Source organism: Oricola thermophila (assembly GCF_013358405.1).
Taxonomy (GTDB): domain Bacteria; phylum Pseudomonadota; class Alphaproteobacteria; order Rhizobiales; family Rhizobiaceae; genus Oricola; species Oricola thermophila.
In genome coordinates this window covers 3,290,056-3,316,687 of the sequence record NZ_CP054836.1, presented here as the reverse complement: position 1 = coordinate 3,316,687, position 26,632 = coordinate 3,290,056, and the positions used below count along the sequence as shown (strand labels likewise).

The 26,632-nt window shown below is 62.4% G+C and carries 30 protein-coding genes; 15 read left to right on the top strand and 15 right to left on the bottom strand.

Features of this window, described 5'->3' with window-relative positions:
- Window positions 1-10 precede the first annotated feature (10 nt).
- From HTY61_RS15965 to mnmE, 5 genes are all read right to left on the bottom strand, one after another.
- On the bottom strand, window positions 11-892 hold the full coding sequence (locus tag HTY61_RS15965; RefSeq protein ID WP_175277730.1) for a ParB/RepB/Spo0J family partition protein: 882 nt from the start codon (window positions 890-892) through the stop codon (window positions 11-13).
- 44 nt (window positions 893-936) lie between these two features.
- The gene (locus HTY61_RS15960) at window positions 937-1,725 is read right to left on the bottom strand and encodes a ParA family protein (RefSeq protein WP_175277729.1); all 789 of its coding nucleotides are present in this window, start codon (window positions 1,723-1,725) and stop codon (window positions 937-939) included.
- A 27-nt stretch (window positions 1,726-1,752) separates the two neighbouring features.
- A complete protein-coding gene (gene rsmG, locus HTY61_RS15955) occupies window positions 1,753-2,406 on the bottom strand; it encodes a 16S rRNA (guanine(527)-N(7))-methyltransferase RsmG (protein WP_246272833.1) in 654 nt (217 codons plus the stop codon).
- Window positions 2,403-4,277, bottom strand: coding sequence for a tRNA uridine-5-carboxymethylaminomethyl(34) synthesis enzyme MnmG (gene mnmG / locus HTY61_RS15950; RefSeq protein WP_175277728.1), 1,875 nt, complete (start codon window positions 4,275-4,277; stop codon window positions 2,403-2,405). Before mnmG ends, rsmG begins: the two co-directional genes overlap by 4 nt.
- A 133-nt stretch (window positions 4,278-4,410) precedes the next feature.
- Window positions 4,411-5,715 carry a tRNA uridine-5-carboxymethylaminomethyl(34) synthesis GTPase MnmE gene (mnmE, locus tag HTY61_RS15945; protein ID WP_175277727.1) on the bottom strand — a complete coding sequence of 435 codons (1,305 nt, stop codon included), beginning with the start codon at window positions 5,713-5,715 and terminating at the stop codon, window positions 4,411-4,413.
- 34 nt (window positions 5,716-5,749) lie between these two features.
- Here mnmE and HTY61_RS15940 point away from each other — a divergent pair, with 34 nt between their 5' ends.
- Window positions 5,750-7,756, top strand: a complete 2,007-nt coding sequence (locus tag HTY61_RS15940; RefSeq protein ID WP_246272832.1) for a thioredoxin domain-containing protein — start codon at window positions 5,750-5,752, stop codon at window positions 7,754-7,756.
- Between the two features lie 31 nt (window positions 7,757-7,787).
- Here the strand turns inward: HTY61_RS15940 and rho are convergent, their stop codons facing one another.
- The 3 genes from rho to hemE all read right to left on the bottom strand — a co-directional run bounded on the left by rho (window position 7,788) and on the right by hemE (window position 10,752).
- Entirely contained in the window at window positions 7,788-9,053 is a 1,266-nt protein-coding gene (gene rho, locus HTY61_RS15935) for a transcription termination factor Rho (RefSeq protein WP_175277725.1), read from the bottom strand.
- Window positions 9,054-9,193: 140 nt separating this feature from the next.
- Window positions 9,194-9,727 (bottom strand): protoporphyrinogen oxidase HemJ, encoded by a 534-nt coding sequence (hemJ, locus tag HTY61_RS15930; RefSeq protein WP_175277724.1) that lies wholly within the window; start codon window positions 9,725-9,727, stop codon window positions 9,194-9,196.
- Complete coding sequence (gene hemE / locus HTY61_RS15925) at window positions 9,724-10,752, bottom strand: uroporphyrinogen decarboxylase (protein WP_175277723.1); 1,029 nt, start codon at window positions 10,750-10,752, stop codon at window positions 9,724-9,726. Before hemE ends, hemJ begins: the two co-directional genes overlap by 4 nt.
- A 474-nt stretch (window positions 10,753-11,226) precedes the next feature.
- Between hemE and HTY61_RS15920 the strand changes: the two genes are divergently transcribed.
- The 4 genes from HTY61_RS15920 to dnaQ all read left to right on the top strand — a co-directional run bounded on the left by HTY61_RS15920 (window position 11,227) and on the right by dnaQ (window position 14,058).
- A complete protein-coding gene (locus HTY61_RS15920) occupies window positions 11,227-11,829 on the top strand; it encodes a Maf-like protein (RefSeq protein WP_175277722.1) in 603 nt (200 codons plus the stop codon).
- Entirely contained in the window at window positions 11,822-12,667 is an 846-nt protein-coding gene (locus HTY61_RS15915; protein ID WP_175277721.1) for a shikimate dehydrogenase, read from the top strand. Before HTY61_RS15920 ends, HTY61_RS15915 begins: the two co-directional genes overlap by 8 nt.
- A complete protein-coding gene (coaE, locus tag HTY61_RS15910; RefSeq protein WP_175277720.1) occupies window positions 12,664-13,278 on the top strand; it encodes a dephospho-CoA kinase in 615 nt (204 codons plus the stop codon). The genes HTY61_RS15915 and coaE overlap by 4 nt, the downstream gene beginning before the upstream one ends.
- A 66-nt stretch (window positions 13,279-13,344) precedes the next feature.
- Complete coding sequence (dnaQ, locus tag HTY61_RS15905) at window positions 13,345-14,058, top strand: DNA polymerase III subunit epsilon (protein WP_175277719.1); 714 nt, start codon at window positions 13,345-13,347, stop codon at window positions 14,056-14,058.
- Between the two features lie 34 nt (window positions 14,059-14,092).
- On the opposite strand, the gene secB is transcribed toward dnaQ, so the two are convergent.
- Together secB and HTY61_RS15895 are read right to left on the bottom strand one after the other, a co-directional pair.
- Window positions 14,093-14,596 carry a protein-export chaperone SecB gene (gene secB, locus HTY61_RS15900; protein WP_175277718.1) on the bottom strand — a complete coding sequence of 168 codons (504 nt, stop codon included), beginning with the start codon at window positions 14,594-14,596 and terminating at the stop codon, window positions 14,093-14,095.
- A 105-nt stretch (window positions 14,597-14,701) separates the two neighbouring features.
- Entirely contained in the window at window positions 14,702-15,187 is a 486-nt protein-coding gene (locus HTY61_RS15895; protein WP_175277717.1) for an FxsA family protein, read from the bottom strand.
- Between the two features lie 119 nt (window positions 15,188-15,306).
- Between HTY61_RS15895 and HTY61_RS15890 the strand changes: the two genes are divergently transcribed.
- Genes HTY61_RS15890 through HTY61_RS15875 form a run of 4 tightly spaced genes read left to right on the top strand, consistent with a single transcriptional unit; the run spans window position 15,307 to window position 18,098 of the window.
- Window positions 15,307-16,014: a Tim44/TimA family putative adaptor protein gene (locus HTY61_RS15890; RefSeq protein WP_175278595.1), complete on the top strand. Its 708-nt coding sequence runs from the start codon at window positions 15,307-15,309 to the stop codon at window positions 16,012-16,014.
- 10 nt (window positions 16,015-16,024) lie between these two features.
- Window positions 16,025-17,122, top strand: a complete 1,098-nt coding sequence (mltA, locus tag HTY61_RS15885; RefSeq protein ID WP_246272831.1) for a murein transglycosylase A — start codon at window positions 16,025-16,027, stop codon at window positions 17,120-17,122.
- Entirely contained in the window at window positions 17,119-17,718 is a 600-nt protein-coding gene (locus HTY61_RS15880; protein WP_175277715.1) for a Smr/MutS family protein, read from the top strand. Before mltA ends, HTY61_RS15880 begins: the two co-directional genes overlap by 4 nt.
- On the top strand, window positions 17,715-18,098 hold the full coding sequence (locus HTY61_RS15875; protein WP_175277714.1) for a helix-turn-helix domain-containing protein: 384 nt from the start codon (window positions 17,715-17,717) through the stop codon (window positions 18,096-18,098). The genes HTY61_RS15880 and HTY61_RS15875 overlap by 4 nt, the downstream gene beginning before the upstream one ends.
- 13 nt (window positions 18,099-18,111) lie before the next feature.
- Here the strand turns inward: HTY61_RS15875 and HTY61_RS15870 are convergent, their stop codons facing one another.
- The 5 genes from HTY61_RS15870 to hslV form a co-directional block, all read right to left on the bottom strand.
- Complete coding sequence (locus tag HTY61_RS15870) at window positions 18,112-19,071, bottom strand: DUF1402 family protein (RefSeq protein WP_175277713.1); 960 nt, start codon at window positions 19,069-19,071, stop codon at window positions 18,112-18,114.
- Between the two features lie 100 nt (window positions 19,072-19,171).
- A complete protein-coding gene (gene hslU, locus HTY61_RS15865) occupies window positions 19,172-20,485 on the bottom strand; it encodes an ATP-dependent protease ATPase subunit HslU (protein WP_175277712.1) in 1,314 nt (437 codons plus the stop codon).
- A gap of 6 nt (window positions 20,486-20,491) precedes the next feature.
- Window positions 20,492-21,640, bottom strand: a complete 1,149-nt coding sequence (locus HTY61_RS15860) for a hypothetical protein (protein ID WP_175277711.1) — start codon at window positions 21,638-21,640, stop codon at window positions 20,492-20,494.
- Complete coding sequence (locus HTY61_RS15855; RefSeq protein WP_175277710.1) at window positions 21,637-22,179, bottom strand: GNAT family N-acetyltransferase; 543 nt, start codon at window positions 22,177-22,179, stop codon at window positions 21,637-21,639. The genes HTY61_RS15860 and HTY61_RS15855 overlap by 4 nt, the downstream gene beginning before the upstream one ends.
- Window positions 22,180-22,304: 125 nt before the next feature.
- A complete protein-coding gene (gene hslV, locus HTY61_RS15850; protein ID WP_175277709.1) occupies window positions 22,305-22,871 on the bottom strand; it encodes an ATP-dependent protease subunit HslV in 567 nt (188 codons plus the stop codon).
- Between the two features lie 142 nt (window positions 22,872-23,013).
- Here hslV and hisB point away from each other — a divergent pair, with 142 nt between their 5' ends.
- From hisB to HTY61_RS15820, 6 genes are read left to right on the top strand one after another with little or no spacing between them, the layout of a single operon-like run.
- Window positions 23,014-23,613 (top strand): imidazoleglycerol-phosphate dehydratase HisB, encoded by a 600-nt coding sequence (hisB, locus tag HTY61_RS15845; RefSeq protein WP_175277708.1) that lies wholly within the window; start codon window positions 23,014-23,016, stop codon window positions 23,611-23,613.
- Between the two features lie 9 nt (window positions 23,614-23,622).
- Window positions 23,623-24,102: a DUF2628 domain-containing protein gene (locus HTY61_RS15840; protein WP_175277707.1), complete on the top strand. Its 480-nt coding sequence runs from the start codon at window positions 23,623-23,625 to the stop codon at window positions 24,100-24,102.
- 5 nt (window positions 24,103-24,107) lie between these two features.
- Window positions 24,108-24,758, top strand: coding sequence for an imidazole glycerol phosphate synthase subunit HisH (gene hisH / locus HTY61_RS15835; protein ID WP_175277706.1), 651 nt, complete (start codon window positions 24,108-24,110; stop codon window positions 24,756-24,758).
- Between the two features lie 5 nt (window positions 24,759-24,763).
- Window positions 24,764-25,516 (top strand): 1-(5-phosphoribosyl)-5-[(5-phosphoribosylamino)methylideneamino]imidazole-4-carboxamide isomerase, encoded by a 753-nt coding sequence (gene hisA / locus HTY61_RS15830; protein ID WP_175277705.1) that lies wholly within the window; start codon window positions 24,764-24,766, stop codon window positions 25,514-25,516.
- Window positions 25,513-26,292 (top strand): imidazole glycerol phosphate synthase subunit HisF, encoded by a 780-nt coding sequence (gene hisF, locus HTY61_RS15825; RefSeq protein WP_175277704.1) that lies wholly within the window; start codon window positions 25,513-25,515, stop codon window positions 26,290-26,292. Before hisA ends, hisF begins: the two co-directional genes overlap by 4 nt.
- A gap of 15 nt (window positions 26,293-26,307) precedes the next feature.
- Entirely contained in the window at window positions 26,308-26,631 is a 324-nt protein-coding gene (locus HTY61_RS15820) for a phosphoribosyl-ATP diphosphatase (RefSeq protein ID WP_175277703.1), read from the top strand.
- Window position 26,632 lies beyond the last annotated feature (1 nt).

Sequence of the window (26,632 nt, the reverse complement as noted above, 5' to 3'; positions counted from 1 at the left end):
TAATTAGGGTTTAGACCCCTTGCAGCCGATGGCAAAGCGCGTCGAGCTGGTCCAGGGTCTTGTAACGAACCTTGAGTTCGCCGCCGTTCTTGCCATGCGCGATCTCGACACGCAGGCCGAGCTGGTCGGTCAGCAGCTTCTCCAGCGCAAGCGTGTCCGCGTCCTTTTCCTTCGGCGCCCGCTTCGCTTCATTTCCGCCTTCCGGCGTCGGATTGCCCTGCGCGAGCGTCTCCGCCTGACGAACAGACAGGCCTTCGTCAACGATACGCCTGGCCAGGCCTTCCGGATCGGGCGCCGTCACGAGGGCGCGGGCATGACCGGCCGACAATTCGCCGTTGCCGACCATGGACTGCACCTGCCGCGGTAGCTTGAGCAACCGCAACGTGTTGGCAACGTGGCTGCGGCTCTTGCCGATCACGTCTCCAAGGTCGGCCTGGGTATAGCTGTACTCGTCTATCAGCTTCTGGTATCCGGCCGCCTCCTCGATCGGATTGAGATCGGCGCGCTGGACGTTCTCGATGATTGCCAGTTCGAGGGCGACCTTGTCGTCCACGTTGCGGATGATGACCGGAATCTCGGTCAATCCGGCCCTTTGTGCAGCGCGCCAGCGCCGTTCGCCAGCTATGAGTTCATAGACCCCGCCGTTCCCGGGCTGCTCGCGCACGACGACGGGCTGGATAATGCCGTGTTCGCGGATCGAGGCCGCGAGATCTTCCAGCTCGTTCTCGGAGAATTCACGCCGCGGGTTGTTGGGATTGCGAACAACGAACTCGATCGGCAGGATTCGGTCGGAAGCCTGCGGCTCAGGTGCTTCCTCGACGGGTTGATCCATTTCCCCGATCAGGGCGGCGAGGCCGCGGCCAAGGCGTTTTCGGGAAGCGTCGTCTGCCATGTCTGATCCGTCGTTTGTTCCGTTCGTGTGTGCAATCGCTTCACTTACGCCGCTGCCAACTGGCGTTCGCGGCGGATGACCTCCGAGGCAAGCTGGAGATATGCCTGGCTTCCTGCACAATTGAGATCGTAGAGAATAGCCGGCTTTCCATGCGACGGCGCTTCCGAGACGCGCACGTTTCTCGGTATGACCGTTTGGTAGACCTTGTCGCCCAGATGCGCCCGAACGTCCTCGACCACCTGGAGCGCGAGATTGTTGCGCTTGTCGAACATTGTCAGCACGATGCCCTGTATCTTCAGGCTGGGATTGATCGACCCCTTGACCTGGTCGACCGTCTTGAGGAGCTGGCTCAGGCCTTCAAGCGCAAAGAACTCGGTCTGCAGCGGCACCAGAATGGAATGTGCCGCGGCCATGGCGTTGAGGGTTAGAAGGTTGAGCGAGGGCGGGCAATCCACGAGTACATAGGTAAAACGCGACGCGACACGGCCGAGCGCGGAGCGGAGGCGGAACACCCGGTCCTGCGCCCCCGAAATTTCCATCTCGACGCCAAGAAGATCCATGGTCGACGGCACGATTGACAGGTTCGGCACCGCGGTCGGTATCGCCGCATCGAGGGCATCGACCTCGCCGAGAAGAACGTCGTAGGACGAGATCTCCCGGTCTTCCCGATCAATGCCGAGCCCGGTCGATGCGTTCCCCTGCGGATCGAGATCGACGATCAGCACCTGTTCGCCGATTGCTGCCAGTGCCGTTGCCAGATTGATCGCCGTGGTCGTCTTGCCCACACCGCCCTTCTGATTCGCTATCGTGATCACGCGGCAATTGTCCGCCATGCGAAAGTCCTCGAAATCGGAAACGTTTCACGCTGGCCGTGATCGCAGACCGGTTATATCCAGGATAACGGACTCCGGGTCGATCCGGCTGCCATGTCTTACCAGATCGAATGTCCATTTGGCACGGCTTTCTTCGATCTCGCCGGCATATCCACGGCCTTTGTGAAACAGCGCTCGCGACCCGTGCTGAAGCCAGTCAGACGACAGGTCGAACAACTTGGGCAGCCCGGCCAGCGCACGCGCGGTAACGATTTCCGGCGCCGCGATCCGCGATACGACATCCTCGATTCGCGCGGAATGGACGACTGCGGAGGGCGCGCAGCAGGCCTTCACCGCCTGCAGGAACGCCGTCTTCTTCCGGTTGCTCTCCACCAGCTCGACGCGGGCGCCCGGCACATCCTGCAGCAGGATCGCGATCACCATGCCGGGAAAACCGCCACCGGAACCCAGGTCCACCCAGTGGCGCGCGTCCGGCGCAATTTCGAGCAACTGCGCGCTGTCTGCCACATGGCGGCGCCAGAAGTCCTTCTGCGTGGACGGCGCAGTCAGGTTGATCCGTGAAGACCACTTTTCGTAGAGCGCCGCATAGTCTTCCAGCCTGGTGCGTGTTTCACGTGAAACATTTGCAAGAATTTCGGGCCAGTCGCCCGGTGCCATTTCGGAAGCGACTCGGTTCGTCATGCCACCCGGCTCGCTTTGCGCCGCCGCTGCTGGATATGCGCCACAATCAGACCGAGAGCGGCCGGCGTGATTCCCTCGATACGTTGCGCTGCGGCAAGAGTTTCAGGTTTCCGCATTTTGAGCTTTTGCTTAAGCTCGTTGGAAAGCCCGGCAATCCGGTCGTAATCGAGGTCGACCGGTATAGCCGTACGCTCCTCTTTCCGCACTGCGGCTATGTCTGCCGCCTGCCGCTTCATGTAGACGGCATACTGTGCCTCGATTTCCAACCTCTCGAGAACGTCGGCCGGAAAGTCGCCGAATTCCGGCCATATCCCCCGGATATCGGACATTATGATATTCGGATAGGCCAGAAGGTCATAGGCGGATCGGCGGACGCCGTCCTGATTGATTTCGAGTCCGAACCGACCGGCTTCCTGCGGTGTCAGCGTACGGTTTCGTGCGAGGGATCGTGCCCGATCAAGTCGTTCCGTCATCGAATCGAAATGGCGCCTTCTGGTTTCACTGACCAGCCCCAAATCGACTCCCTTGGGTGTCAGCCGCAGATCCGCGTTGTCGACCCGCAACGACAGCCGGTATTCGGCTCGCGATGTGAACATGCGATAGGGCTCGGAAACACCGTGCGTGGTCAGATCGTCGATCATCACGCCGATATAGGATTCTGTCCGGCTGAAGATAACGCGATCCTGGCCACCCGCGAGCCGCGCCGCATTGAGTCCCGCGACCACGCCCTGGGCGCCGGCTTCCTCGTAACCCGTCGTGCCGTTGATCTGGCCCGCCAGAAAGAACCCGTGCACCCCCCGCAGCTGCAAGACACTGTCCAGGGCACGGGGATCGACGTGGTCATACTCGATCGCGTAGCCGGGCTGAAGCATCACGGCATCCTCGAGACCCGGTATTGTCTTGAGAAAGCAAAGCTGCACGTCCTCCGGCAACGAGGTGGAAATCCCGTTCGGATAGACGGTATCATCGTCCAGGCCTTCCGGCTCGAGGAAGACCTGGTGTCCGTCGCGCTCGCCGAACCGTATGATCTTGTCTTCGATCGAGGGGCAATAACGCGGCCCGACGCCCTTGATGTTGCCCGAATACATCGCGCTTCGACCGAGATTTTCCTCGATTATGCGATGCGTATCCGGTGTAGTCCTCGTGACACCGCATTCGATCTGCGGATTGACGATCCTCTCTGTCATGGTCGAGAAGGGCACGGGCTCGTCATCCGCAAGCTGCTTCGACAGCTCCGCCCAGCGGATCGTCCGACCGTCAAGCCGCGGTGGCGTACCGGTCTTCAGCCGGCCCAACGGAACACCGAGCCGCTCCAGGGTGCGGGACAGTCCGTGGCTTGGCCTCTCACCCATCCGCCCCGCGGGCATGGTCCGGTCGCCGATATGGATCATCCCGCGCAGAAATGTCCCGGTAGTCAGAACGACAGCTCCGCATTGCAGCTTGGAGCCATCTGCCAGCACTGCACCCCGGACCGCATTCCCGTCGTCGAGCAATATGTCCACGACTTCGCCCTCGATGACCTCGAGGCCTGCAATCGCGCCGATTTCCGCCTGCATCGCATCCCGGTAGAGCTTGCGATCGGCCTGGGTCCGCGGTCCGCGCACGGCCGGGCCCTTGCGTCGGTTGAGCATCCGGAACTGGATTCCCGCCATGTCGGCCACCCGACCCATCAGTCCGTCGAGGGCGTCGATCTCGCGCACGAGATGCCCCTTGCCCAAACCGCCGATCGCCGGATTGCAGGACATTGTGCCGATGGTCGAGAACGAATGCGTAACAAGGGCGGTCTTGGCGCCGGTCGCCGCCGACGCACGAGCGGCCTCGCAGCCGGCATGGCCGCCGCCGATCACGATAACATCGAATTTGCGCTTCATGGATTTCGCTTTCCCGGTCACGGCGGAAATGCAGCAGGATCGTTCCCGCGTCAAGGTGCCGGGTGTTTCACGTGAAACATATCGCGACGGGACCCCTCTTCAGCCAGTCCGATAACGGCCTGTTTCACGTGAATCACTTGCCGACGCAAAACTCGGAGAATATGACACCGAGGACATCCTCGACCCCGTGCTGACCCGTGATCCTGCCAAGACTGAACGCTGCCCGCCGCAACGATTCGGCCCGCAGTTCGAGCCCGTCGCCCCGAAACGAAAGCGCCGCCTCGATGTCCCGAAGCGCCAACCGCAGGTTGTCGAGGTGCCGTTGACGCGTTGGAAGCGTGCTGACATCCCTGCCGACGGTTTCACTCAAATGTTTCTCAAGCGAATCGAATAGCGGTTTCAGCCCTTCTTCGGTCTTCGACGATATGGTGAGAACGTCATCTTCCCTGCAGGTCCTGCCGAGATCCGACTTTGTAAGTACCCTCCAGACCGGTACGCCGCCAAAGTCCCCGACAAAATCCCACCTCCCGGTTTCCGAAAGATGCAGAACCAGGTCCGCCTCCGAGGCGCGGGCAAGTGCGCGTCGAATACCTTCCGCCTCTATCGCGCCGGCATTCTCGCGTATTCCCGCGGTGTCCGTGATGATCACGAGCTGACCGCTCAGGGACAGCCGCGTTTCCAGCACGTCCCGCGTCGTCCCAGGCTCATCGGACACGATCGCGACATCGCTTCCCGCAAGGGCGTTCAGCAGGCTCGACTTTCCGGCATTCGGGGGACCGATGATCACGATCCGGAACCCTTCGCGAACCGCTGCCGCGCGCTTCGCGCCCGCCATATGCGAGCGCATTTCCGCCGCCAGCCGCTCCATGTCGTCCCATACCTGCTCCGATACGGAACCGGGAACATCGTCTTCATCGGCGAAATCGATTTCCGCCTCGATCATCGCGCGGGCATGCAGCAGGCGCTCTTGCCAGGATTCGTAGAGTTGCCGCAACGCGCCCGAGGCCTGTGCCATGGCGAGTACACGCTGGGATTCCGTTTCCGCACCTATCAGGTCGGCAAGCCCTTCCGCGCCTGTGAGATCGAATTTGCCGTTGGCAAATGCACGCCGGGAAAACTCGCCCGCTTCGGCAATACGCAAACCCTCCAGTTCCGACAGCACGGAAAGCAGCCGGTCTATGACCGCGCGTCCGCCATGCAGGTGAATCTCGGCGCAATCCTCGCCGGTAAAACTACCCGGGCCCGGAAACCAGAGCACCAAGCCCCTGTCGATGATTGCACCGTTCCGGTCACGAATCGATCGGAGCGAGGCGACCCGTGGTTCCGGCAATCCACCCGTCAGGGTCTCGATCACCGCACCGGCTTGCGGTCCGGACAGCCGTATGACAGCAACACCCGATGGCGGGGCGCCGCTCGACAATGCGAAAATCGTGTCCATATCGTTACCAGGCCGAATCGAAAGGGATGTTCATTTGTCCGTCATCGCAGAAAACAGGCTTGCCGCCTCCGCCAGCCCATACCTACTGCAACACAAAGACAATCCTGTCCACTGGCAGCCGTGGGACGAGGCTTCGCTAGCCGCGGCACGCGAATACGACATGCCGATCCTGGTTTCCGTCGGCTACGCGGCCTGTCACTGGTGCCACGTCATGGCCCACGAATCCTTCGAGGACGCTGAAGTCGCCGCGCTGATGAACCGGCTCTACGTCAACATCAAGGTGGACAGGGAGGAGCGCCCCGACATCGACCAGTACTGCATGGCCGCATTGACCGCGATGGGCGAACAGGGCGGCTGGCCATTGACAATGGTGCTGACGCCGGACGGAAAGCCCTTCTGGGGCGGGACATATTTCCCGAGGGAACCGCGATACGGGCGTCCCGGTTTCAGGAATGTGCTCGTCCAGGTGGAGGCAGCATTCCGACAGCGTCGGAACGATATCGAGATGAACGCACAGCGCCTGCGCAACCACCTGAAGGAGCAGCTTGCCGGCGACACCGAACCGGCCGCGATCACCATGGACACGGTTCGCGGCTTCTCCAGGCAGGTCGCGAAGATGTACGACCCCGAAGCAGGCGGCTTGGCCGGCGCCCCGAAATTCCCGAATGCGCCGTTTCTGGAAACATTGTGGCGCGCCTGGCTGCGCGACGGGGACGTCGACGCCCGCGACCGCTTCCTGGAGACGCTCACCGCGATTTCGCTGGGCGGCATTTATGACCATGTCGGCGGCGGGCTGGCCAGGTACGCGGTCGACGGCAAATGGCTCGTACCTCATTTCGAGAAGATGCTATACGACAACGCCCATTTCATCCGGCACTGCATTTGGGCGCATGCCGAAACCGGATCTGATTTGTTCCGGTTGCGAATCGAGGAAACGATCGCGTGGCTGATCGAGGACATGATCATGCCGACCGGTGGTTTTGCCGCGAGCCTTGATGCCGATTCGGAAGGCGAGGAAGGCAAATACTACGTCTGGTCACGGGAAGAGGTCGAAGCCGTGCTGGGCACCGATGCGCCGGAATTTGCCCGCATCTACGACATTTCCCCCGAAGGAAACTGGGAGGGACGAAACATACCCAACCTTTCAGGGCTCGGGAGAGATCCCGGCCGCGCCGCAAGTGAAGTGCTCCGGCACGCCGAAAGCCGCGCCCGACTGCTGAAGTTCCGCCAGTCCCGCGTTCCGCCCGGCCGCGACACCAAGGTGCTGGCGGACTGGAACGGCTATGCAATCCGCGCCATCGCCGAGGCCGGGCGCTATTTCGGTTCCGAATCGTGGACCTCCCTCGCAGCCGACCAATACCGTCACCTGATGACGATTCTGCACGGCGAGCATCGGCTGGCCCATGTCTTCGATGGCGAAAAGGCCAGCGACTTCGGTTTCGCGATCGACTACGCCGCCATGATAGGCGCCGCCCTCGCACTCAACGAAGCAACAGGAAGCCCCGACTACATGGAAGACGCACGCATCCTGTCGGAAAAGCTGCGGCGCAATCATTTCGATAGCGAATCGTGTGCGGGGTTCTGGATGCAGGAGCGGGATCGCAACGATATCCCGATGCTGACCTGGAACGACCTGGACGAAGCCAGCCCTTCGGCCACCGCCCAGGCCATCGACGCCCTGTCCCGGCTCGCGACCGCAACGGACGACAGTTCGCTGGCTTCCCTCGTGGACGGTCTGACGGCCAGCGCCGCCAGCCGGATACTGAAAACCCGTTTCGGCCAGGCCGGCTTCTTCAATGCCACGGACACGGTTCTGGCGGCGCGGAAGCTGGTTGTGGTGGGCACCGGCCCGGAGGTGGACTCCTTGTGGCGTTCCGCGTGCCGCCATCCACATCCGGGACGCATTGATGTCCGACTGCCGAACGGGCCGGATGCCCGGCGCTATCCCGCCGACGGCGCCTATCTCTGTGCCGGAATGCAATGCACGCCGCCGGCCACTACCGACGACGAGCTCAAAGGGCTGTTGCGTGAAGGATTCTGAATCCGGCTCACGAATCCGGCAAACGAGTCGATCAGGCGTTCATGGAATCGAAGAATTCGCCGTTGTTCTTCGTCTGCTTGAGCTTGTCTATGAGGAATTCGATCGCATCCGTCGTACCCATCGGCGCGAGAATGCGGCGCAGCACGAATATCTTCTGGAGATCCTGGCGCGGAATGAGCAGGTCCTCCTTGCGGGTGCCGGACTTGAGCACATCGATGGCCGGGAAAGTACGTTTGTCGGCGACCTTGCGATCAAGCACGATTTCCGAGTTGCCCGTACCCTTGAATTCCTCGAAGATCACCTCGTCCATGCGGCTTCCGGTGTCGATCAGCGCCGTGGCGATAATCGTCAGTGAGCCGCCTTCCTCGATATTGCGCGCCGCGCCAAAGAAGCGCTTGGGACGCTGCAGCGCATTTGCATCCACTCCGCCGGTCAGCACCTTGCCCGAAGACGGCACGACCGTGTTGTAGGCACGCCCAAGGCGCGTGATGGAATCGAGCAGGATCACCACGTCGCGACCGTGTTCGACCAGACGCTTGGCCTTCTCGATCACCATTTCGGCGACCTGAACGTGGCGCGCGGCCGGCTCGTCGAAGGTCGAAGACACGACTTCGCCGTTCACCGAACGCTGCATATCCGTCACTTCCTCCGGACGCTCGTCAATCAGGAGTACGATCAGGTAGCACTCCGGATGGTTCGCGGTGATCGAATGCGCGATATTCTGCAGGAGCACCGTCTTGCCGGTGCGCGGCGGTGCCACGATCAGCGCGCGCTGACCCTTGCCGAGCGGCGCGACCAGGTCGATGACCCGGGCTGAAAGATCCTTCGACGGAGCGCCCTCGACTTCCATCTTGAACCGCTCGTCCGGATAGAGCGGAGTCAGGTTGTCGAAATGGCTCTTGTGCCGGATCTTTTCCGGATCCTCGAAATTGATCGTGTTGACCTTGAGCAGGGCGAAATAGCGCTCGCCTTCTTTCGGGCCGCGGATCGGTCCCTGCACGGTGTCGCCGGTCTTGAGCGAAAAGCGGCGGATCTGGGACGGGGAGATGTAGATATCATCGGGTCCCGGCAAGTAGTTCGCATTCGCCGAACGCAGGAAGCCGAAACCGTCCTGCAGGATCTCCACGACGCCATCGCCTATGATTTCCACATCGTCGGCGGCCAGCCGTTTCAGGATGGCAAACATCAGTTCCTGCTTGCGCATCACGCTGGCGTTCTCGACCTCCAGGCTCTCGGCGAATTCGACGAGCTCCGTGGCGGACTTGTTCTGGAGGTCCTGTAACTTCATTTGTTGCATGAAAACACGCTTATGTCTGGAAATCGAAAGGGAAAGTGCGGCCCATCTATAGGGGAGGGGATCCCGAGCCGGATTATCTCTCACATAATCTTTCGTGAAACTTACTTCAAGTCACAAAGCGCATATCGCCAAAATCGCCGTCAGAACGGCTTCACGATGACAAGAATGACTATGGCGATCATGAGCAAGGTCGGCACCTCGTTCATCACGCGCCAATATCGCGGCGACCTGTCGTTCCTGTCCTCCGCGAAAAGGCGCACCGCCCGCGAATAGATGCCGTGTACGGCCGACAGCGCGATCACCGCGGCAAATTTTCCGTGAAACCAGCCGCTGGAGAAATGGCCGCCGGACCATGCCAGCCACAGGCCGAGCGCCCAGGCGACCGTCATGGCGGGATTCATGATAACCCGAAGCAGCCGGCGTTCCATGACCTTGAAGGTCTCGCTCTGCACCGAGCCGGGCTCGGCGTCGCAGTGGTAGATGAAGAGCCGCGGCAGATACAGCATGCCCGCCATCCAGGCGATGATGGCAACGACATGCACCGCCTTGATCCAGAGATACAGATCGGCGGGATTGAGCCAGAAGATCGCCGATGTGCATGCTGCCAGGACGACGAGCGCGACGATTGCCCTGCGCGCCGCCTTTCGACCGCTCTGTTCCGATATCTCGCTCATGCCTGGCCCCTGACGCGGTTGACCAGGTATCCCACGTCCTCCGGATCGGCCTGGGGCGTGATCCCGTGGCCGAGATTGAAGATAAGCGGACCGTTGCCAAGTGCGTCGAGAATCCTGTCCACACCTTCCCGGATCGCATCCCTGCCGGCAATGACCCGCATCGGATCGAGATTTCCCTGCACGGGCCCTTCCTTTTGCAGTTCGGCGGCAAGCGAAAGCGGTACGGTCCAGTCGAGACCGAGCGCATCCACGCCCGTCTTCTGCCTGTAGTCGCGGTAAAGCGTTCCGGCACCCTTCGGAAACCCGATGATCTTTGCATCAGGCTTCGCTGACCTGACTTTATCCACGATCCGCTTCATGGGCCTGACGCAGAATGCCTCGAAGGTCTCTTCCTCGAGTACGCTTGCCCATGAGTCGAAGACCTGGACCGCGTCAGCACCCTCATCCAGCTGCCGGATGAGATATTCCGCGGACATGTCGGCAAGAATATCGAGCAGCCGTTCCATCGCCGCCCGTTCCCGGTAGCCGAACAGGCGCGCAGGCGCCTGGTCCGGCGTTCCCTTTCCGGCGATCATGTAGGTAGCCACCGTCCAGGGTGCGCCGCAAAAGCCGAGCAGGGTTGTCTCCGCCGGCAGCTCGGCACGCAACCGCCGGACCGTTTCGTAGACGGGTACAAGATGGTCATGCATTCCCGACGCATCGAGTTTTGCTATGCCATCCGCGTCTATCGGATCGAGCCGAGGTCCTTCGCCTTCCACGAACCGTACACCCCGCTTCAGCGCGTCGGGCACGACAAGGATGTCCGAGAACAGGATCGCGGCATCCAGCTCATATCGGTGTATCGGCTGCAATGTTACTTCAACCGCCAGATCCGGCGTGTAGCACAGATCCAGAAAGCCGTTCGCCTTGCTTCGTGTCGCTCGATATTCCGGCAGGTAGCGTCCGGCCTGGCGCATGATCCAGACGGGTGGGGGCGTTACCGTGTCCCCGTTCAGAACTTTCATGATCTTGCGTTCGACCGACATTGTCCCCGCTTTCTGCTCCACATACGGTTTCTAAATAAATTTCAGCGAAGCTGTTTGATGATTCTAGGAGTCTGTGAATAGCAGGTATCCTCGGTTTTGCAGAGATTGGCATTCCGCCGCAGCCTGCGACGCCGGCGGGAAAAAGCATCACATGGTCCTGTGGATGACTGTGGATTGTTTTTTTTTAATAAAAACAATGGTCTATACCAGAATCAGTCAGGGGCCCTGTGGAAAGAAGCTGGCATAGCGAGTACAGCCAAGATATCCACGTTGTTCCCCACTGTGGGGAACCGGAAAGCACCGGGCGGTGAAATGTGGAGAAAGTCGCTGTTTTCCCGGCTCCGCGATCGCCGGCATCCGACAGGCCGGAACTTGTCCACAGTCGCGCACAATCCGGAGCGTCGGGCAGGGCGGACCGCCCGCGCGCTTGCCAAGGCGGACCGGACGGTCTAACCGCTAGCCCGCATCGCAGGGATGAAGACCATGAGCCTCGTTCTCGCCTCGACGAGCCCCTTTCGGGCGGCGATTCTGGAAAATGCCGGCATCGACTTTCGTGCCGAAGGCGCACGGATCGACGAGCGCAGCGTCGAAGCGCCGCTTCTCGAAGCCGATGCAACCGCGGAGGATGTAGCCGCCGTTCTTGCCGAGGCCAAGGCGGCGGATGTTTCCCAGCGCAATCCGGGGGCGCTGGTCCTGGGCGGCGACCAGACGCTTTCCCTGGAAGGCAAGCTCTTCCACAAGCCGGCCGACATGGAAGACGCGCGCTATCATCTCCTGACCTTGTCCGGGAAGACGCATCAGCTCTGGAGTGCGCTCAGCCTTGTCCGGGACGGTGAAACCATCTGGCGTCACGTTTCGGTCGCCAACATGCAGGTGCGCCGGTTGAGTCCGGAATTCATAGGTCGCTACCTGGCACGGATCGGGGATGCCGCGCTCGCGAGCGTGGGCTCGTACCAGTACGAGGGTCTCGGCATACAATTGTTCGAGAGGGTCGACGGTGACTATTACACGATCGTCGGCCTGCCGATCCTTCCGTTGCTTGCCAAGCTTCGCGAACTGGGAGAAATCGATGGCTGATGCCTCCCGCGCCTTTGTGGCGGGTCATCCGATCGCGCATTCCCGTTCGCCCCTTATTCACGGAACCTGGCTCATACGCCACGGGATCGACGGTTCCTACACTGCCCTGGATGTTCCAGCCGAGGAATTTCGCGCGCTCACTGTCGAGCTGCGTTCCGGCAGGTGGGTTGGCGGCAATGTCACCATACCGCACAAGGAAACCGCCTACCAGCTTGTCGACCGTCGGGATGCCGCGGCCGAGGCCATCGGCGCGGTAAACACGCTTTGGCTTGAAGACGGCCTGCTGGTGGGCGGGAATACCGATGCCTATGGCTTCGCCGCCAATCTCGATCAACGGCTGGCTGGCTGGCGGTCGGGCGAGACGGCTCTCGTGCTGGGAGCAGGTGGGGCGTCCCGGGCAATAATCCATGCATTGTTCGAGGCCGGATTCTCGCATGTCGACCTGGTCAACCGCACCGTCGAGAGGGCGGAACGGATCGCGGCGCGTTTCGGAGACAGGGTGACTGCCCGGGGATGGGATGCCGCCGACAGGCTTGTCGGCGCCGCGGATCTGGTCGTCAATACGACACCGCTCGGCATGAAGGGACAGCCGCCGCTCGCGCTCGACTTTGCATCTGCCCGGGCGGATGCGATGGCCACCGATATCGTTTATGTTCCGCTTGAAACGCCGTTCCTTCGACGCGCGGCGGAAGCCGGCCTGAAGACCTGCGATGGTCTCGGCATGTTGCTGCATCAGGCCGTTCCCGGCTTTGCCCGCTGGTTCGGGTGCGTTCCGGAAGTGGACGAAGAATTGCGTGACATAGTCATTGCCGACATGGCGGGAGAAACCGGCACATGATCGTACTCGGTCTTACCGGCTCCATCGGTATGGGCAAGTCCACGACGGCGAGGATGTTCGTCGAGGAAGGCGTACCCGTGCACGATGCCGACGCGACGGTCCATGCCCTTTATGCCGGCAAGGCGGCACCCCTTGTTGAGGAAGCCTTTCCAGGCACGGTGACGGACGGAGTGGTCGATCGGGCCAGGCTCGGCAAACGCGTTCTCGGCAACCCCGAGGCGATGAAACGGCTCGAGGCCATCGTCCATCCGCTGGTTCGCGAAGCGGAAAGCGCCTTTCTCGAGAAGGCACGCGCGGAAGGGCACCGGCTCGCCGTGCTGGACATTCCGCTGCTCTTCGAGACGGGCGGCGCTGACCGGGTCGATCATGTTCTCGTCGTCACGGCGCCGGATTTGGTCCAGCGCGAGAGGGTGATGGATCGGGCCGGCATGACGGAAGAGCGGTTCCGGGAACTTCTCGCCCGGCAGCTCCCCGACGCCGAGAAGCGTCGGCGTGCGGATTTCATCATCGACACTTCTCTGGGCATGGACGCTGCGCGTGCGAAGGTGCGGGACCTCATTCGCGTCCTGACGGCAATGGATCGTGAAAAAGAAGCACGGGAAGACGCCTGAGCGCAGTTGAGCCGGGACCGTCGCACCTGCATCATGGCGGTGAAGCATTTCCGGAAGAAGCAAACCATGCGTGAAATCATTTTCGATACGGAAACGACCGGACTCGATCCGTCGATGGACCGCATTATCGAGATAGGCGCGGTCGAACTGGAAAACCGTTTCATCACCGGGCGGAATTTTCACGTCTATATCAATCCGGAGGGGCGTGAGGTTCATCCTGACGCGCTTGCCGTGCACGGCATTTCCAACGAACAGCTCGCCGACAAGCCCAAATTCTCCGAGATCCTGCAGGACTGGCTGGAATTCACCGAAGGTGCGACCCTTATTGCGCACAATGCCGGTTTCGATGTCGGCTTCTTCAACGCGGAATTCGCCCGCCTCGGTTTTCCGCCGATCGATCCCGACCGCATCGTGGACAGTCTGAGCCTGGCGCGCCGTCGCCATCCGATGGGACCGAATTCGCTCGACGCGCTGTGTCGGCGCTACGGCATCGATAATTCGATGCGCGAGAAACATGGCGCATTGCTCGACAGCGAGCTACTTGCCGAGGTCTATATCGAGCTTGTCGGCGGCAAGCAGGCGGCGTTGAGCCTTGAAATGCGCGACACGTCGGGAAACGGGGACACGGAAGATTCGTCCGACGAGACGATTGTGCTCCGTACCCGCCCGTCGCCGCTTCCGCCGCGCATCTCCGCTGGCGAGATCGAGGCGCATCGCCGGCTCGTCGAGGGACTGGGCGAAAAGGCGCTCTGGCTTGCCGGTACGAAAAAGGGCGGCTGAGCCGCCCTTTCCGTGTAGTCTTGTCTTCCCGGCGTCAGGCCTGGACCTGGCCTTTCGCCTGTTCCTCGGCCATCCGGCGCTGGAACATCTGTGCGAAATCGACGGGATCGATCATCAGCGGCGGGAAACCGCCATTGCGTGTGCAGTCTGCTATGATCTGGCGGGCGAAGGGGAAAAGCATGCGCGGGCACTCGATGAACAGCACCGGAAGGATGTGTTCTTGAGGGAAATTCATCACCCTGAAAACGCCGCCATAAACGAGTTCCACGTTGAACAGGACATTGCCGCCGTCCTCCGCCTTGGCGGTCATTGTCAGCGTCACGTCGTAATCGGATTCTGCAAGCGGATTGGCCTGCACGTTCACGTTGATGTTGATTGCCGGGGCCTTATCGCGCGGGCGCAGGGACAGCGGCGCGCCGGGGCTTTCGAAGGAGAGGTCCTTCACATACTGGGTCAGGACGGACAGCTGCGGTTTCGCCGCGTCCTGCCCTGCTTCTGCCGGCTTTGCGCCGCCATTGTTCTTGCTTTCATTTGCCATCGGTCAAGCCTCGTCCTTGGATTTGCATGCGCGACCCGGCGCATAGGTGAAAACCTTGGCGGCTCGCTAGCATGACCTCGAATGGCTGACAAGGACGCCGGCGGTTCAGGTTCGGCCGTCATTCGACCACGGGCTTTGGGGGTTGGGTTCTTCCCTGTACTCCGCCTCGGACAGGTCTATCGTGTGCGAATCATAGGTTCGGTGCGTTTCGTGGCGGGTCTGGCTTTCCGCGACGACATGAATCCGGCTCTTCAGGAACCGCCAGAGAAGATCGCGCAAGGCGGGTACGAAAAGCAGGAAGCCGAGCGTATCGGTCACGAATCCGGGCGTAAGCAGGAGAATGCCCGCGACGAGTATCATCACGCCGTGCACCAGGTCGCGTCCCGGCATTCGGCCCTGGTCGATCTCGGACCGCATGCGTGTCAGCAGGCCGAAGCCCTGCACGCGCATCAGGATGGATCCGATTACCGCCGTCAGCACGATCATTCCCAGCGTTGTGAAAATGCCGATCTGCGAACCGACGGCGATGAAGACGCCGATTTCCATGAGCGGAATGATCAGCAACATGAAGGGAACGAGGGTAAAGGGCATGGGGCGGACGACTTTCTGTGTTTTGGTTGCCTTAATGTAGTTATTGATTGTGCGATTTGAATGCACGCCATTCATGGTTATATGAAACTGAGAAAATCGACTGTTTAGCGGGACGTTTTATGGAAGGCTCCAACCTAGTCACATTGATCTTCGTCGTCGCCGCGGTGTTCGTGTTCCTGCAGCTGCGCAGCGTGCTGGGCAAGCGCACCGGTCACGAACGGCCGCCTTTCGATCCGTATTCCGGCACCGGGGAATCGCCGGCGGACAAGGGTGCCGAGGCGGCAGAGGCAGACAATGTGATCACATTGCCCGGTCGCGGCGAGGCCAAGGCGGATGCCTATCGCGAGATCGATCGCTTTGCGCCACTCGGTTCGAAAGTGAACGATGGCCTGCGCGCCATCCGGGATGCTTCCGGTGATTTCGACCCCGCATCCTTCCTCTCCGGCGCCAAGATGGCGTACGAGATGATCGTCATGTCGTTTGCCGACGGCGATCGCAAGACGCTCAGGAACCTCCTGTCGAAAGAGGTCTATGACGGTTTTGCGGCCGCTCTCGATGAACGGGAGGCGAAAGGCGAGACCGTTCAGTCCAGCTTTGTCGGTATCGACAACGCCGACGTGACAGCAGCCGAGATGCGCGATACCGAGGCTTTTGTCACCGTCCGTTTCATCAGCCAGCTCATTTCGGTGACCCGGGACCGGGAAGGCACGATCGTCGACGGCGATCCCGATGCCGTGGTCGAGGTCAAGGATGTCTGGACCTTCTCGCGTGATACGCGCAGTCGCGATCCGAACTGGCGTCTTGTCGCGACCGAATCCGAGGACTGATGCCGTATTCATGTGGAGGTTGCGACCGCTCCCCTTCGATGCATTGTCCGGGTGGGCGGAGGACGACCATGCAGCCGCCCTGCGGACTTTCTCGCGACATGCGAATCGGCCGGCGGGAGAAAGCTATCGCTGCGGCACGATCGGCATAACGCCTGAAAGCCTGGAACCGCTCTTTGAGCGCGCCACCGAACCTGCGGCGTTGGCCGATCCCCGCGGCTTCTTCGAGGCCCATTTCGACTGTTGTGCGCTCGTCGGTTCCGACAGGGAGCGGGGCTTCGTCACCGCGTTCTACGAGCCCAGGATCGGTGTCTCTCGCACGCGAACGGAGCGTTTCCGGGAACCATTCTACCGGCGTCCGGACGATCTGGTTCCGGTCACGTCGGAAAACCGGCCTTCCGGATGGGACGAGGCTTGGCGGTTTGCGCGTCGCGCGGCCGACGGCACGCTGTTGCACTATCCCGACCGGGCGGCGATCGATGCCGGCTGGCTCGAGGGGCGCGGTCTCGAGATCGCCTGGGCCGAGGATCCGGTGGATGTCTTCTTCGCCCACGTCCAGGGAGCCGCGCGGCTCGAATTCGTTGACGGCGGGGAAACGCGCGTGACCTATGACGGCAAGAACGGTCATGCTTTCACCGCCATCGGCAGGCTTCTGGTCGATCGTGGAGAGATCGATCCCACTTCGGTTTCAATGACCGCGATCCGCCGATGGCTTGCCGACCATCCCGGCGAGGCCCGCCAGGTCATGCAGGAAAACCGCTCCTACATCTTCTTCCGCGAAACGTCGGTGGCCGACGAGGCCGACGGGCCGGTCGCCGCCGCCAAGGTGCCGCTGACGGCGAACCGCTCTCTTGCGGTCGATCGTCTCCTGCATACTTTCGGTTCGCCGGTCTTCGTGACAGCCGACCGGGTAAACGGCAGGCCGTGGCGACGGCTGATGATTGCCCAAGACACCGGTTCGGCGATTGTCGGCCCGGCCCGCGGCGACCTGTTCATGGGGTCGGGCGACGAGGCCGGCGCGCGTGCCGCCGCCGTTCGTTCGGCCGCGGATTTTTGTTTGCTGGTGCCGAAATCCCTGCATCTGCCAGCTGGTATGGAGATCGGGCCATGAGCGGAAAGAGGCATCGCCGCAGCCTGACCGAGGAGGAAAGGAGGCTTTGGCGTCGCGTCGGTCGTACCGTCACGCCCTTGCGCGATCGGGATGTCGCGATGCCGGATTCGGAGAATCTCGGGCGCGAATTCCTCGATGCGATGGATACCGCCGGGCCGCAGGACGGTCCGCCCGCCCGGGATAGGAAATCGCCGCTTGCTCGCCGTTATGCGCCGCCGCCGCCGCCGCCGAAACCGTCCCGCGAACCGGGCATCGACAGGCCCACGACCCGCAAGCTTGCCAAGGGGCGGATCTCCATCGATGCCCGTATGGATCTGCATGAAATGACCCAGGACGTGGCCTATGACAGGCTCTACGCCTTTCTGGCCGACCAGCGATCGCGCGGAGCCCGCCATGTCCTTGTGGTCACCGGCAAGGGGCGTTCGCCCGGGAGCGAGGGGATCCTGAAACGCATGGTCCCGGTCTGGCTGAACAGTGCCCGATTCGCGGGACTGGTCAGCGGCTATACCCAGGCGAGCCGCCATCACGGCGGCGAGGGCGCGATCTATGTCCGCCTGCGCCGTCTTTCCCACCCGGACGGGAGCTTGCGCCCATGACGCCATTTGGAGCACGTTTGCGGGAATTGCGCGCGGAACGTGGCATGACGCAAAAGGAAATGGCGGACCGGATCGGTGTATCGGCCGCCTATCTATCGGCACTCGAGCACGGCCACCGGGGCGTGCCCAGCTGGCCCCTGCTCCAGCGCATCATAGCCTGCCTCAACATCATCTGGGACGACGCCGACGAGTTGCAGCGGCTTGCCATGCGGTCGGCCCCGAAGGTGACCATCGACACGTCGGGCATGGATCCCGCGGCCACCGAGCTCGCCAACCTGCTCGGGCAGTCCATAGGCAGGCTCTCGAAAGAGGATCTGGAACATCTCGGTCGGCGCCTGCGCGCCCTGCTGGACAGGCCCGGCAAGGTGCCGCGGCGCTGAAGCATCCGGGACATCAGTCTTCCAGCAGCGCCCGCAGCTCTGCCTCGTTTTCGTTGATCATCCAGCCGTAATAGTTTTCTTCCGGCCAAACCGTCCTTGACGCCTGCCTGTTGCGTCGGGCGAGCCTGCGTGCACGCTCCGCCGATCCGCCGGTGTTGTAGAGCGTCGCCGTCAGACCCGGATTGCGCGAGATGTCAAATCCCGCGATTTCGCGATAGTCGTCGATGGCGGTCGCCAGGGTTGCCGCGATATAGGGCAATGTCTCGTCGGGATCCATGATCGCCTTGTAGACCCCCTTGCCGTCCTTGTGGGACAGTTTCTGCGCGCCGGTCACTTCGCTCACCCGGTCGGTCATCATCAGCGCGGTCAGCGGGTTGAGCTGGCCGAGACCGAATGTCTGCCCGGCGTAGAACGGCTGAAAGAACACCGCCGAGAAACGATCGTTCGGAAAGCGCTTGCCGTCCACCGTCTTGCCGCGGAATTTCGTCTCCCAGACTTTCTCGCGGCAGCTCCATGTCTCCCGGCTGCCGGTCAGTTCCTTGCAGGGTTCGAATTGCGGGCGTTCGATGAAGTCCGAGATGTCCTCGCCGTCATATTCGAAGTCGATCGATGTCTTCAGGTAGGAGATCGCCTTCACGTAGTAGGTCTGCGCGCGGTCGTAGGCGTCCACGTTGTAGGTATGCTCGCCGACGATTGCGCCGATCATGTGGATCGGATCGATGTCGAATTTCTTCGCCGTCCGCTTGATGCCGGAAATCAGCCGGCGGTCGCGCTCCAGCAGGCCCATCACCTTGTTGTACTTGCGCTCGAAAGTGGTTTTCAGGGCCGCCGTGCGGTTTTTCGAGGCGCCGGGAATGGCCGGCTGCTCGGCATTTCGGTTTCCCGGCTCGACGACGATCAGGGTTGTCGCGGATGCTGTCGTTGCCAGCAGGAGCCCCAGCACCCCGAATGCCAATGAACGGATTGACGACATGTTTCCGATTTTCTGCCTGCGCGCCCCGCCCCGCACTTACGTAATGCCCGCCTCGCTGTCGAGGGCCCCGGGCAATGAAATCGCCACTATTGCCGTTCGGTCACAGTATGTAGCGCGAGAGGTCGAGATCCTGCGCGAGGTCGCCGATTTGCGACCTTACATAGGCGCCGTCGATGACGAATTCCTCTCCGGTCTTGTCGGGCGCGGTGAAGGAAATTTCGTCGAGGACCTTCTCCATCACGGTCTGCAGGCGTCGTGCCCCGATATTCTCGATTGAAGCATTGAGATCGACCGCGATGTCGGCGATCGCGTCGATTGCGTCGTCGGTGAAGGTGACGGTCACGTCCTCGGTCTTCATCAGCGCCACGTACTGCTTGATAAGGCTCGCCTCTGTCTCGGTCAGGATCCGGCGGAAGTCCTCGCGATCCAGCGCCCGCAATTCGACCCGGATCGGCAGGCGGCCCTGAAGCTCGGGCAGCAGGTCCGAGGGCTTGGACACGTGGAACGCGCCCGAGGCGATGAACAGGATGTGGTCGGTCTTGATCGGGCCGTACTTGGTGGCGACCGTCGTGCCTTCCACCAGCGGCAGCAGGTCACGCTGCACGCCTTCGCGGCTGACGCCGGCGCCGTAGCGGCCCTCGGAGGCTGCGATCTTGTCGATCTCGTCGATAAACACGATGCCGTCGTTTTCCGCAGCGCGCAGGGCTTCCTGCACGACCTGGTCCTGATCGAGCAGCTTGTCGGATTCGTCTGCGACCAGGATGTCGTGCGATTCGCGCACGGAAGTCTTGATTTTCTTGGTCTTCGGGCCGCCGAACGCCTTGCCGAGCATGTCGTTGAGATTGATCATGCTGATATTGGCGCCGGGCATGCCGGGGATCTCGAGGCCGGGCATGCCGCCGGCGCCGGTGTCGGCGACCTCGATTTCGATCTCCTTGTCGTCGAGCAGGCCGTCGCGCAGCTTCTTGCGGAAGCTGTCTTTCGTCGCCGGGCTTGCGCCGGGTCCGACAAGGGCATCGAGCACGCGCTGTTCGGCGTTGATATGCGCCTTGGCCTTGACCTCCTCGCGCTTCCGCTCCCGTACCAGGGATATGCCCGCCTCGACCAGGTCGCGGATGATCTGCTCGACATCTCGGCCGACATAGCCGACCTCGGTGAACTTGGTCGCCTCGACCTTTACGAAGGGTGCACCGGCGAGCTTCGCCAGCCGGCGTGAGATCTCGGTCTTGCCGACGCCGGTCGGGCCAATCATCAGGATGTTCTTCGGCATGACCTCCTCGCGCATCGCGCCCTCGAGGCGCTGGCGCCGCCAGCGGTTGCGCAGCGCGATTGCGACAGCGCGCTTGGCATCCTTCTGGCCGATGATGAAGCGATCGAGTTCGGAAACGGTTTCGCGCGGAGAGAATTCAGACATGGATACTCACGGTTTCATGGGAGGCAGCTTGGTCAGCAGCGATGTGGGAAGCGTCGTTCCGACAATCAAGCGCCGGATGCGCTGCCATCCTGCGCCGAACAGGATGATCATTGCCCCGATGACCAGCAGGATCAACGCGAAAGGCGGGATTCCTGTCGTGTTCGCGGCAGAATTGACGAGGTAGTAGACACCGAGCGAGCCGAAATAGGCGAAGGTCGGTACCAGCAGGGACCTGCGGTCGATGGCCAGTGCCACATAGACAAAGGCGATGATCAGGATCGCCAGCATGACCGAGGCGGATGCGCCCGGCTCGATCTCGCCGAACACGACGTCCTGACCGGTCGCGAGAATGAAGAGCGGATGCACCAGGAGCGGCGCCGAGATCACGTGAAGCCAGAATGCACAGTCCGACCACACCGTGAACCTTTCGCGGTCGCGCAGGTCGAGTGCGAGTCCGGCGGCGAACACGGCGAAGCCGCAAACGAGCGGCACGTAAAGCGCCTTCGCGAGCACATCGGGAAGCTGCTCCAGTGTCGGCAGGAGCATCTCGCCCCTCGTCACGCCGTCATAGAAGTGGAGCGTCGCCAGGAAAAAGGCCGCGCCCGTAAAGCACAATGCCAGGATCGCCGCCATCACGGGAACGCGAAAGCGGAGGAAATGGCTGATCGCCGCCAGCGCCGTGCCGCCGAAGAACAGCATTCCGTAGGCTTCCGCCCGCGGCCGGAGCGCGGCCAGCTTCAGCGGATCGTCGATTCCGGCGAGGCCGAGGCGGGTTTCCAGGACATGGCCGAGAAGGATGGTCACCGCGAGAATGAATCCGAGCCCGAGCACCGTGCTCGACAGGCGCATCCGGCGCTGGCGGGTGACGAACTCCGCGACCAGCCAGGCGAAAATGCCCAGCGCGGCCGCCGTGATCGGTACCGTGACGCCCGAAATCGATTGCAGCGCGAACAACGCGCCGGCGAACAGCAGCACGATGCCGACCGTGACGAACAGGTCGTTTCCGCCGCCGACCAGGCGCATCGGTTCGTCGGTTGAAGGGCGGTCCGTGTCGTTTCCCGCCGGTTCGACCGCCAGGGCGGCGATGCGGTCCCGCTGCTCTGCGGAGATGATGGCGCGCCTGACCGCCAGCTCGAGCGTATCGTCGGAAATCATCCGGCTGTCTCCAAGAATCTGTTCCGGTCGAGTACCATCAGGAGCGTCACGCCGGAATCCCCTGCATGGCGATCATAAGCCACGAACCCGGCCTTTTCATATGCGCGCACGGCACGCCGGTTGGCTTCGTCGGGATCGATGACGATGGTTTCGTGACCCTCCTCGATCAGAATGGCGAGGAATTTCCGCAGGACCGCCGTCCCGATACCCCGCGACAGATTTTCCGGGTCGCCGATTGACAGGTCTACGCCGACCGCGTCCGCCGGAAGATCGTGCAGCCACGGCGCTTCCTCGTCGAAACCACCCGCCAAGGCGTCACCGACGCGCCAGGCCTGTATGTATCCGAGCGGCTTGCCGTCGACATGGAAGATGAAGGGCCGGGTCGGATCGCGACCCTCGACCATGTCGCGGATAAAGCCGAGTTCCGTTTCCGTCTCGCCCCACCATTCCCGCATGTGCGGCTTTTCGAGCCAGCGCCGCAGCATCGGATAGTCGTCCGGCGTTACCGGCAGGAAGGCTATGTCAGGGCTGCCATTCATATCCGTCGAGAAACCTGACCATCGGATATTCGGCTATGGGGTCGCCGGCGATCAGTTCTATTCTGCCCGCCGGATAGTGCGCTGGGCATCCGTGGCAACCTTTCCCGGTTGACGTATTTTGAGTGTCACGTTTCGGCATCCAGCGTTTCGACGATGATGTTGCCGTTGGTGTAGACGCAGATATCCGCGGCGATCTCCATGGCGCGCCGGGCAATGGCCTCGGCATCGAGGTCGCTGTCGACCAGGGCGCGCGCCGCCGCCAGGGCGTAGTTGCCGCCAGACCCGATCGCCATCACGCCGTGTTCCGGTTCCAGCACGTCGCCGTTTCCCGTAACGCACAGCGAAACCGTCTTGTCTGCGACCAGCATCATGGCTTCCAGGTTGCGCAGGTACTTGTCGGTGCGCCAGTCCTTGGCAAGTTCGACCGCCGCCCGCATCAGCTGGTTCGGATATTGTTCAAGCTTCTTCTCCAGCCGGTCGAGAAGGGTGAAGGCGTCGGCCGTTGCCCCGGCGAAACCGGCTATCACCTCGTTGTTCTTGCCGATCCGGCGCACCTTGCGCGCATTGCCCTTTATGACGGTCTGGCCGAGGCTGACCTGGCCGTCGCCGGCGATGATCACCTTGCCGCCCTTGCGTACGGTGATGATCGTGGTCGCATGCATGGTGCCGAAGGGATTGTCGTTCTCGCTCATGGCCTGTCCTTGTGCCCGCGTCGTTTCGTCGTTCCCGCTATGTAAGCGGGTGGCGTTCAAATGCAAACGCGTTTCGGCAGGCTGGCAATTGCGCTAAACCCTTGTTAAGAGGCGCAGTCGCCGAAATTTGAGGGCTTATGCCATGACCGCGCGCACGGCCGAAATCAGCCGCAAGACGAACGAGACCGCGATTTCCGTCACCGTGAACCTGGACGGAACCGGCAGGCACGAAATGAAGACCGGGATCGGCTTCTTCGATCACATGCTCGACCAGCTTGCGCGCCATTCGCTGATCGACATGGCGGTCAGTGCCGAGGGCGACCTGCATATCGACGATCACCACACGGTCGAGGACACGGGCATCGCGCTCGGCCAGGCGCTGGCGAAGGCGCTGGGCGACCGCCGTGGCGTCACCCGCTATGCCAGCCTCGACCTTGCCATGGACGAGGCGCTGACCCGGGCCGCCATTGACGTCTCGGGCCGCCCGTTCCTCGTCTGGCACGTCGAATTCCCGACGGCGAAGGTCGGTACCTTCGACACCGAGCTGGTGCGCGAGTTCTTCCAGGCCTTCGCGCAGAATGCGGGCATCACGCTGCATGTGCAGAATTTCTACGGCGCCAACAGCCACCACATCGCCGAGACCTGTTTCAAGGCAGTGGCAAGGGTGCTGCGCATGGCGGTCGAGATCGATCCGCGCCAGGCGGATGCGATTCCCTCCACCAAGGGTACGCTGAACGGTTAGGCGAAGACGATGGCAAGCTACGTTGTTCTCGAACGCAGGCCCGTTGCCGGCAGCCGGCCCGATACGGTGTTCGTGCGCGATGAATTTTCCTTTCTGGCGCTGTTCTTTCCGCTCGTCTGGTTGCTGTGGCACCGGCTCTGGTTCGCGGCGCTGATGCTTCTTCTCGTATCCGCTGCCATAGGCATCACGGGCCAGTACGTCGCGCCCGGGCTGGCCATGGCCGTCGCGGGCATTGCCGTCAGCCTCCATGTCGCGCTGGAGGGCCCGGCATGGCGAATGGCAAGGCATTGGCGCGATGGCTTCGTCGAGGCCGGAACCGTGGTCGCGCGCAACCTGGACGACGCCGAGATTCGCTGGTTCACGGGTCGCGGAAAGCCCGCCGACATTCCGGCCGCCGGTCCCGCGCGGCGGCTGGCGGGTTCGCAAAGCAACTCGCGCCAGCCGGAGGGCGATGTCCTGTTCGGCTTCGGCGAAGAGCCGGCCCGGTGAGCGTCATGCGCGTCGCGATCATCGACTACGGCTCGGGCAATCTGCGTTCCGCGGTGAAGTCCTTCGAGCGTTCGGCGCGCGAGGCGGGCATCGCCGCCGAGATAGAACTGACGTCGCAGGCCGAGCGGGTCGCTACCGCCGACCGCATCGTCCTTCCCGGTGTCGGCGCCTATGCCGACTGCCGTTCCGGTCTCGATTCCGTGCCGGGCATGGTGGATGCCTTGAACGATGCCGTTGTCGAAAGGGGGCGCCCCTTTTTCGGCATTTGCGTCGGCATGCAGCTCATGGCGACCCGCGGGCTGGAAAAGACCGTCACGCAGGGTCTCGGCTGGATTTCCGGTGATGTCATCGAGATGACGCCGTCCGATCCGTCCCTGAAGATTCCACAAATCGGCTGGAACACGCTGGATCTCGTGCGCCCGCACCCGCTCTTCGATGGTATCAGGATGGGAGAGGACGGGCTGCACGCCTATTTCGTCCACTCCTACCATCTTGCCGCGGAGAACGAGGCGGACGTGGTCGCGCGGACGGACTATGGCGGTCCCGTCACCGCCGCCGTTGTACGCGGCAACATGTTCGGCACCCAGTTTCATCCAGAAAAGAGCCAGAAGCTGGGGCTCGCCCTGATCGCCAATTTCCTGAAATGGACGCCGTGAAGGCCATGCCCGCAAACAAGATCCTCTTTCCCGCCATCGACCTGAAGGACGGCCAGTGCGTGCGCCTCGTCAAGGGCGACATGGACCGGGCCACCGTCTACAACGCCGATCCCGCAGCCCAGGCAAAGGCCTTCGAGGAGCAGGGCTTCGAGTGGCTGCACGTTGTCGATCTGAACGGCGCCTTCGAGGGCGGGTCGGTCAATGGCGCCGCCGTCGAGGCGATCCTGAAGGCGACGACGAATCCTGTGCAGCTCGGCGGCGGCATCCGCACGCTCGCCCATATCGAGAACTGGCTCGACAAGGGCCTGGCTCGCGTCATTCTCGGCACCGTTGCCGTGCGAGATCCCGACCTGGTGAAGGAAGCCTGCAAGCGCTATCCGGGCAAGGTCGCCGTCGGAATCGACGCCAGGGGCGGCAAGGTTGCCGTCGAGGGCTGGGCGGAGGCCTCCGAGCTAGGCGTCATCGAGCTCGCGAGGAAGTTCGAGGGTGCCGGTGTCGCCGCGATCATCTACACCGACATCGACCGCGACGGCGTGCTGACGGGCATCAACTGGGATTCGACGCTTCAACTGGCAGATGCGGTTTCGATCCCCGTCATTGCTTCGGGCGGTCTTGCGTCGATTGCCGACATCGTGCGCATGACCATGCCGGATGCGGCAAGGCTGGAAGGCGCGATTTCCGGTCGCGCGCTCTATGACGGCCGCATCGATCCGGCCGAGGCGCTGGCTGTGTTGCGCGGCGATGGGAGCGTGAAATGACCCTCAAGGCCCGCGTCATTCCCTGCCTAGACGTTGCCGGCGGCCGCGTCGTCAAGGGCGTGAATTTCGTTGATCTGGTCGATGCCGGGGATCCGGTCGAGGCGGCCCGGGCCTATGACGCCGCCGGTGCCGACGAGCTCTGTTTCCTCGACATCACGGCCTCGTCGGAGAACCGCGACACGATCTACGATGTCGTGGCCCGGACCGCCGAACAATGCTTCATGCCGCTGACCGTCGGTGGCGGTGTGCGCGCGGTCGAGGATGTCCGAAAATTGTTGCTGGCCGGTGCCGACAAGGTCTCGATCAACACCGCTGCGGTGAAGCGGCCGGAACTCGTCGCCGAGGCTGCCGACAAGTTCGGCAACCAGTGCATTGTCGTTGCCATCGATGCCAAGACCGTCGACGAGGGCCCCGACGGACCGCGCTGGGAAATCTTTACCCATGGCGGCCGCGTGCCGACCGGCATCGACGCGGTGGAGTTTGCCCGCAAGGTGGTCGAACTCGGCGCCGGCGAGATCCTGCTGACCTCGATGGACCGCGACGGCACCAAGATCGGCTACAACATTCCCCTGACCCGCGCCGTTGCGGATGCCGTGCGCGTTCCCGTGATCGCCTCCGGCGGCGTCGGCACGCTCGATCACCTGGTAGAGGGCATTCGCGACGGCCATGCCACGGCGGTGCTTGCCGCCTCGATCTTCCACTTCGGGACCTATACAATCCAGCAGGCCAAGGATCACATGGCCGCTGCCGGTATCGCCGTTCGTCGCGATGCCTGAACCGGGATACGGATCATGACCGAATTCACACTTGCCGAACTCGAACGGATCGTGGCCCGGCGTGCCGCATCGGGCGACGCGAATTCCTGGACCGCGAAGCTCGTGGCCGGTGGCATCGGCAAGGCTGCGAAGAAACTCGGCGAGGAGGCGGTCGAGACGGTGATCGCCTCGTTGGCCCAGGATCGCGCTGCCGTTGTGGCGGAATCCGCTGATCTGTTATACCATTTGCTTGTAGTATTGCACATGCGCGGCGTGGCATTGGATGACGTGTTGGCCGAACTGGAAGGCCGTACCGCGCAGACAGGGCTGCAGGAAAAGGCCGCCCGCAGTGAAGAGTGAC

Bases quoted from the DNA above. Each gene is read 5' to 3' on its own strand.
- hisH (WP_175277706.1), top strand. From the start codon at position 24,108: ATGCGCGTCGCGATCATCGACTACGGCTCGGGCAATCTGCGTTCCGCG.
- rsmG (WP_246272833.1), bottom strand. From the start codon at position 2,406: ATGACGAACCGAGTCGCTTCCGAAATGGCACCGGGCGACTGGCCCGAA.
- HTY61_RS15920 (WP_175277722.1), top strand. From the start codon at position 11,227: ATGAAGACCATGAGCCTCGTTCTCGCCTCGACGAGCCCCTTTCGGGCG.
- coaE (WP_175277720.1), top strand. From the start codon at position 12,664: ATGATCGTACTCGGTCTTACCGGCTCCATCGGTATGGGCAAGTCCACG.
- HTY61_RS15860 (WP_175277711.1), bottom strand. From the start codon at position 21,640: ATGATTTCCGACGATACGCTCGAGCTGGCGGTCAGGCGCGCCATCATC.
- HTY61_RS15965 (WP_175277730.1), bottom strand. From the start codon at position 892: ATGGCAGACGACGCTTCCCGAAAACGCCTTGGCCGCGGCCTCGCCGCC.
- dnaQ (WP_175277719.1), top strand. From the start codon at position 13,345: ATGCGTGAAATCATTTTCGATACGGAAACGACCGGACTCGATCCGTCG.
- hisF (WP_175277704.1), top strand. From the start codon at position 25,513: ATGACCCTCAAGGCCCGCGTCATTCCCTGCCTAGACGTTGCCGGCGGC.
- HTY61_RS15855 (WP_175277710.1), bottom strand. From the start codon at position 22,179: ATGAATGGCAGCCCTGACATAGCCTTCCTGCCGGTAACGCCGGACGAC.
- mnmE (WP_175277727.1), bottom strand. From the start codon at position 5,715: ATGGACACGATTTTCGCATTGTCGAGCGGCGCCCCGCCATCGGGTGTT.
- HTY61_RS15915 (WP_175277721.1), top strand. From the start codon at position 11,822: ATGGCTGATGCCTCCCGCGCCTTTGTGGCGGGTCATCCGATCGCGCAT.
- hemJ (WP_175277724.1), bottom strand. From the start codon at position 9,727: ATGAGCGAGATATCGGAACAGAGCGGTCGAAAGGCGGCGCGCAGGGCA.
- HTY61_RS15820 (WP_175277703.1), top strand. From the start codon at position 26,308: ATGACCGAATTCACACTTGCCGAACTCGAACGGATCGTGGCCCGGCGT.
- rho (WP_175277725.1), bottom strand. From the start codon at position 9,053: ATGCAACAAATGAAGTTACAGGACCTCCAGAACAAGTCCGCCACGGAG.
- hslU (WP_175277712.1), bottom strand. From the start codon at position 20,485: ATGTCTGAATTCTCTCCGCGCGAAACCGTTTCCGAACTCGATCGCTTC.
- HTY61_RS15840 (WP_175277707.1), top strand. From the start codon at position 23,623: ATGGCAAGCTACGTTGTTCTCGAACGCAGGCCCGTTGCCGGCAGCCGG.
- hisB (WP_175277708.1), top strand. From the start codon at position 23,014: ATGACCGCGCGCACGGCCGAAATCAGCCGCAAGACGAACGAGACCGCG.
- HTY61_RS15890 (WP_175278595.1), top strand. From the start codon at position 15,307: ATGGAAGGCTCCAACCTAGTCACATTGATCTTCGTCGTCGCCGCGGTG.
- HTY61_RS15880 (WP_175277715.1), top strand. From the start codon at position 17,119: ATGAGCGGAAAGAGGCATCGCCGCAGCCTGACCGAGGAGGAAAGGAGG.
- HTY61_RS15895 (WP_175277717.1), bottom strand. From the start codon at position 15,187: ATGCCCTTTACCCTCGTTCCCTTCATGTTGCTGATCATTCCGCTCATG.
- mltA (WP_246272831.1), top strand. From the start codon at position 16,025: ATGTGGAGGTTGCGACCGCTCCCCTTCGATGCATTGTCCGGGTGGGCG.
- HTY61_RS15870 (WP_175277713.1), bottom strand. From the start codon at position 19,071: ATGTCGTCAATCCGTTCATTGGCATTCGGGGTGCTGGGGCTCCTGCTG.
- hemE (WP_175277723.1), bottom strand. From the start codon at position 10,752: ATGTCGGTCGAACGCAAGATCATGAAAGTTCTGAACGGGGACACGGTA.
- HTY61_RS15960 (WP_175277729.1), bottom strand. From the start codon at position 1,725: ATGGCGGACAATTGCCGCGTGATCACGATAGCGAATCAGAAGGGCGGT.
- hisA (WP_175277705.1), top strand. From the start codon at position 24,764: ATGCCCGCAAACAAGATCCTCTTTCCCGCCATCGACCTGAAGGACGGC.
- secB (WP_175277718.1), bottom strand. From the start codon at position 14,596: ATGGCAAATGAAAGCAAGAACAATGGCGGCGCAAAGCCGGCAGAAGCA.
- mnmG (WP_175277728.1), bottom strand. From the start codon at position 4,277: ATGAAGCGCAAATTCGATGTTATCGTGATCGGCGGCGGCCATGCCGGC.
- hslV (WP_175277709.1), bottom strand. From the start codon at position 22,871: ATGAGCGAGAACGACAATCCCTTCGGCACCATGCATGCGACCACGATC.
- HTY61_RS15875 (WP_175277714.1), top strand. From the start codon at position 17,715: ATGACGCCATTTGGAGCACGTTTGCGGGAATTGCGCGCGGAACGTGGC.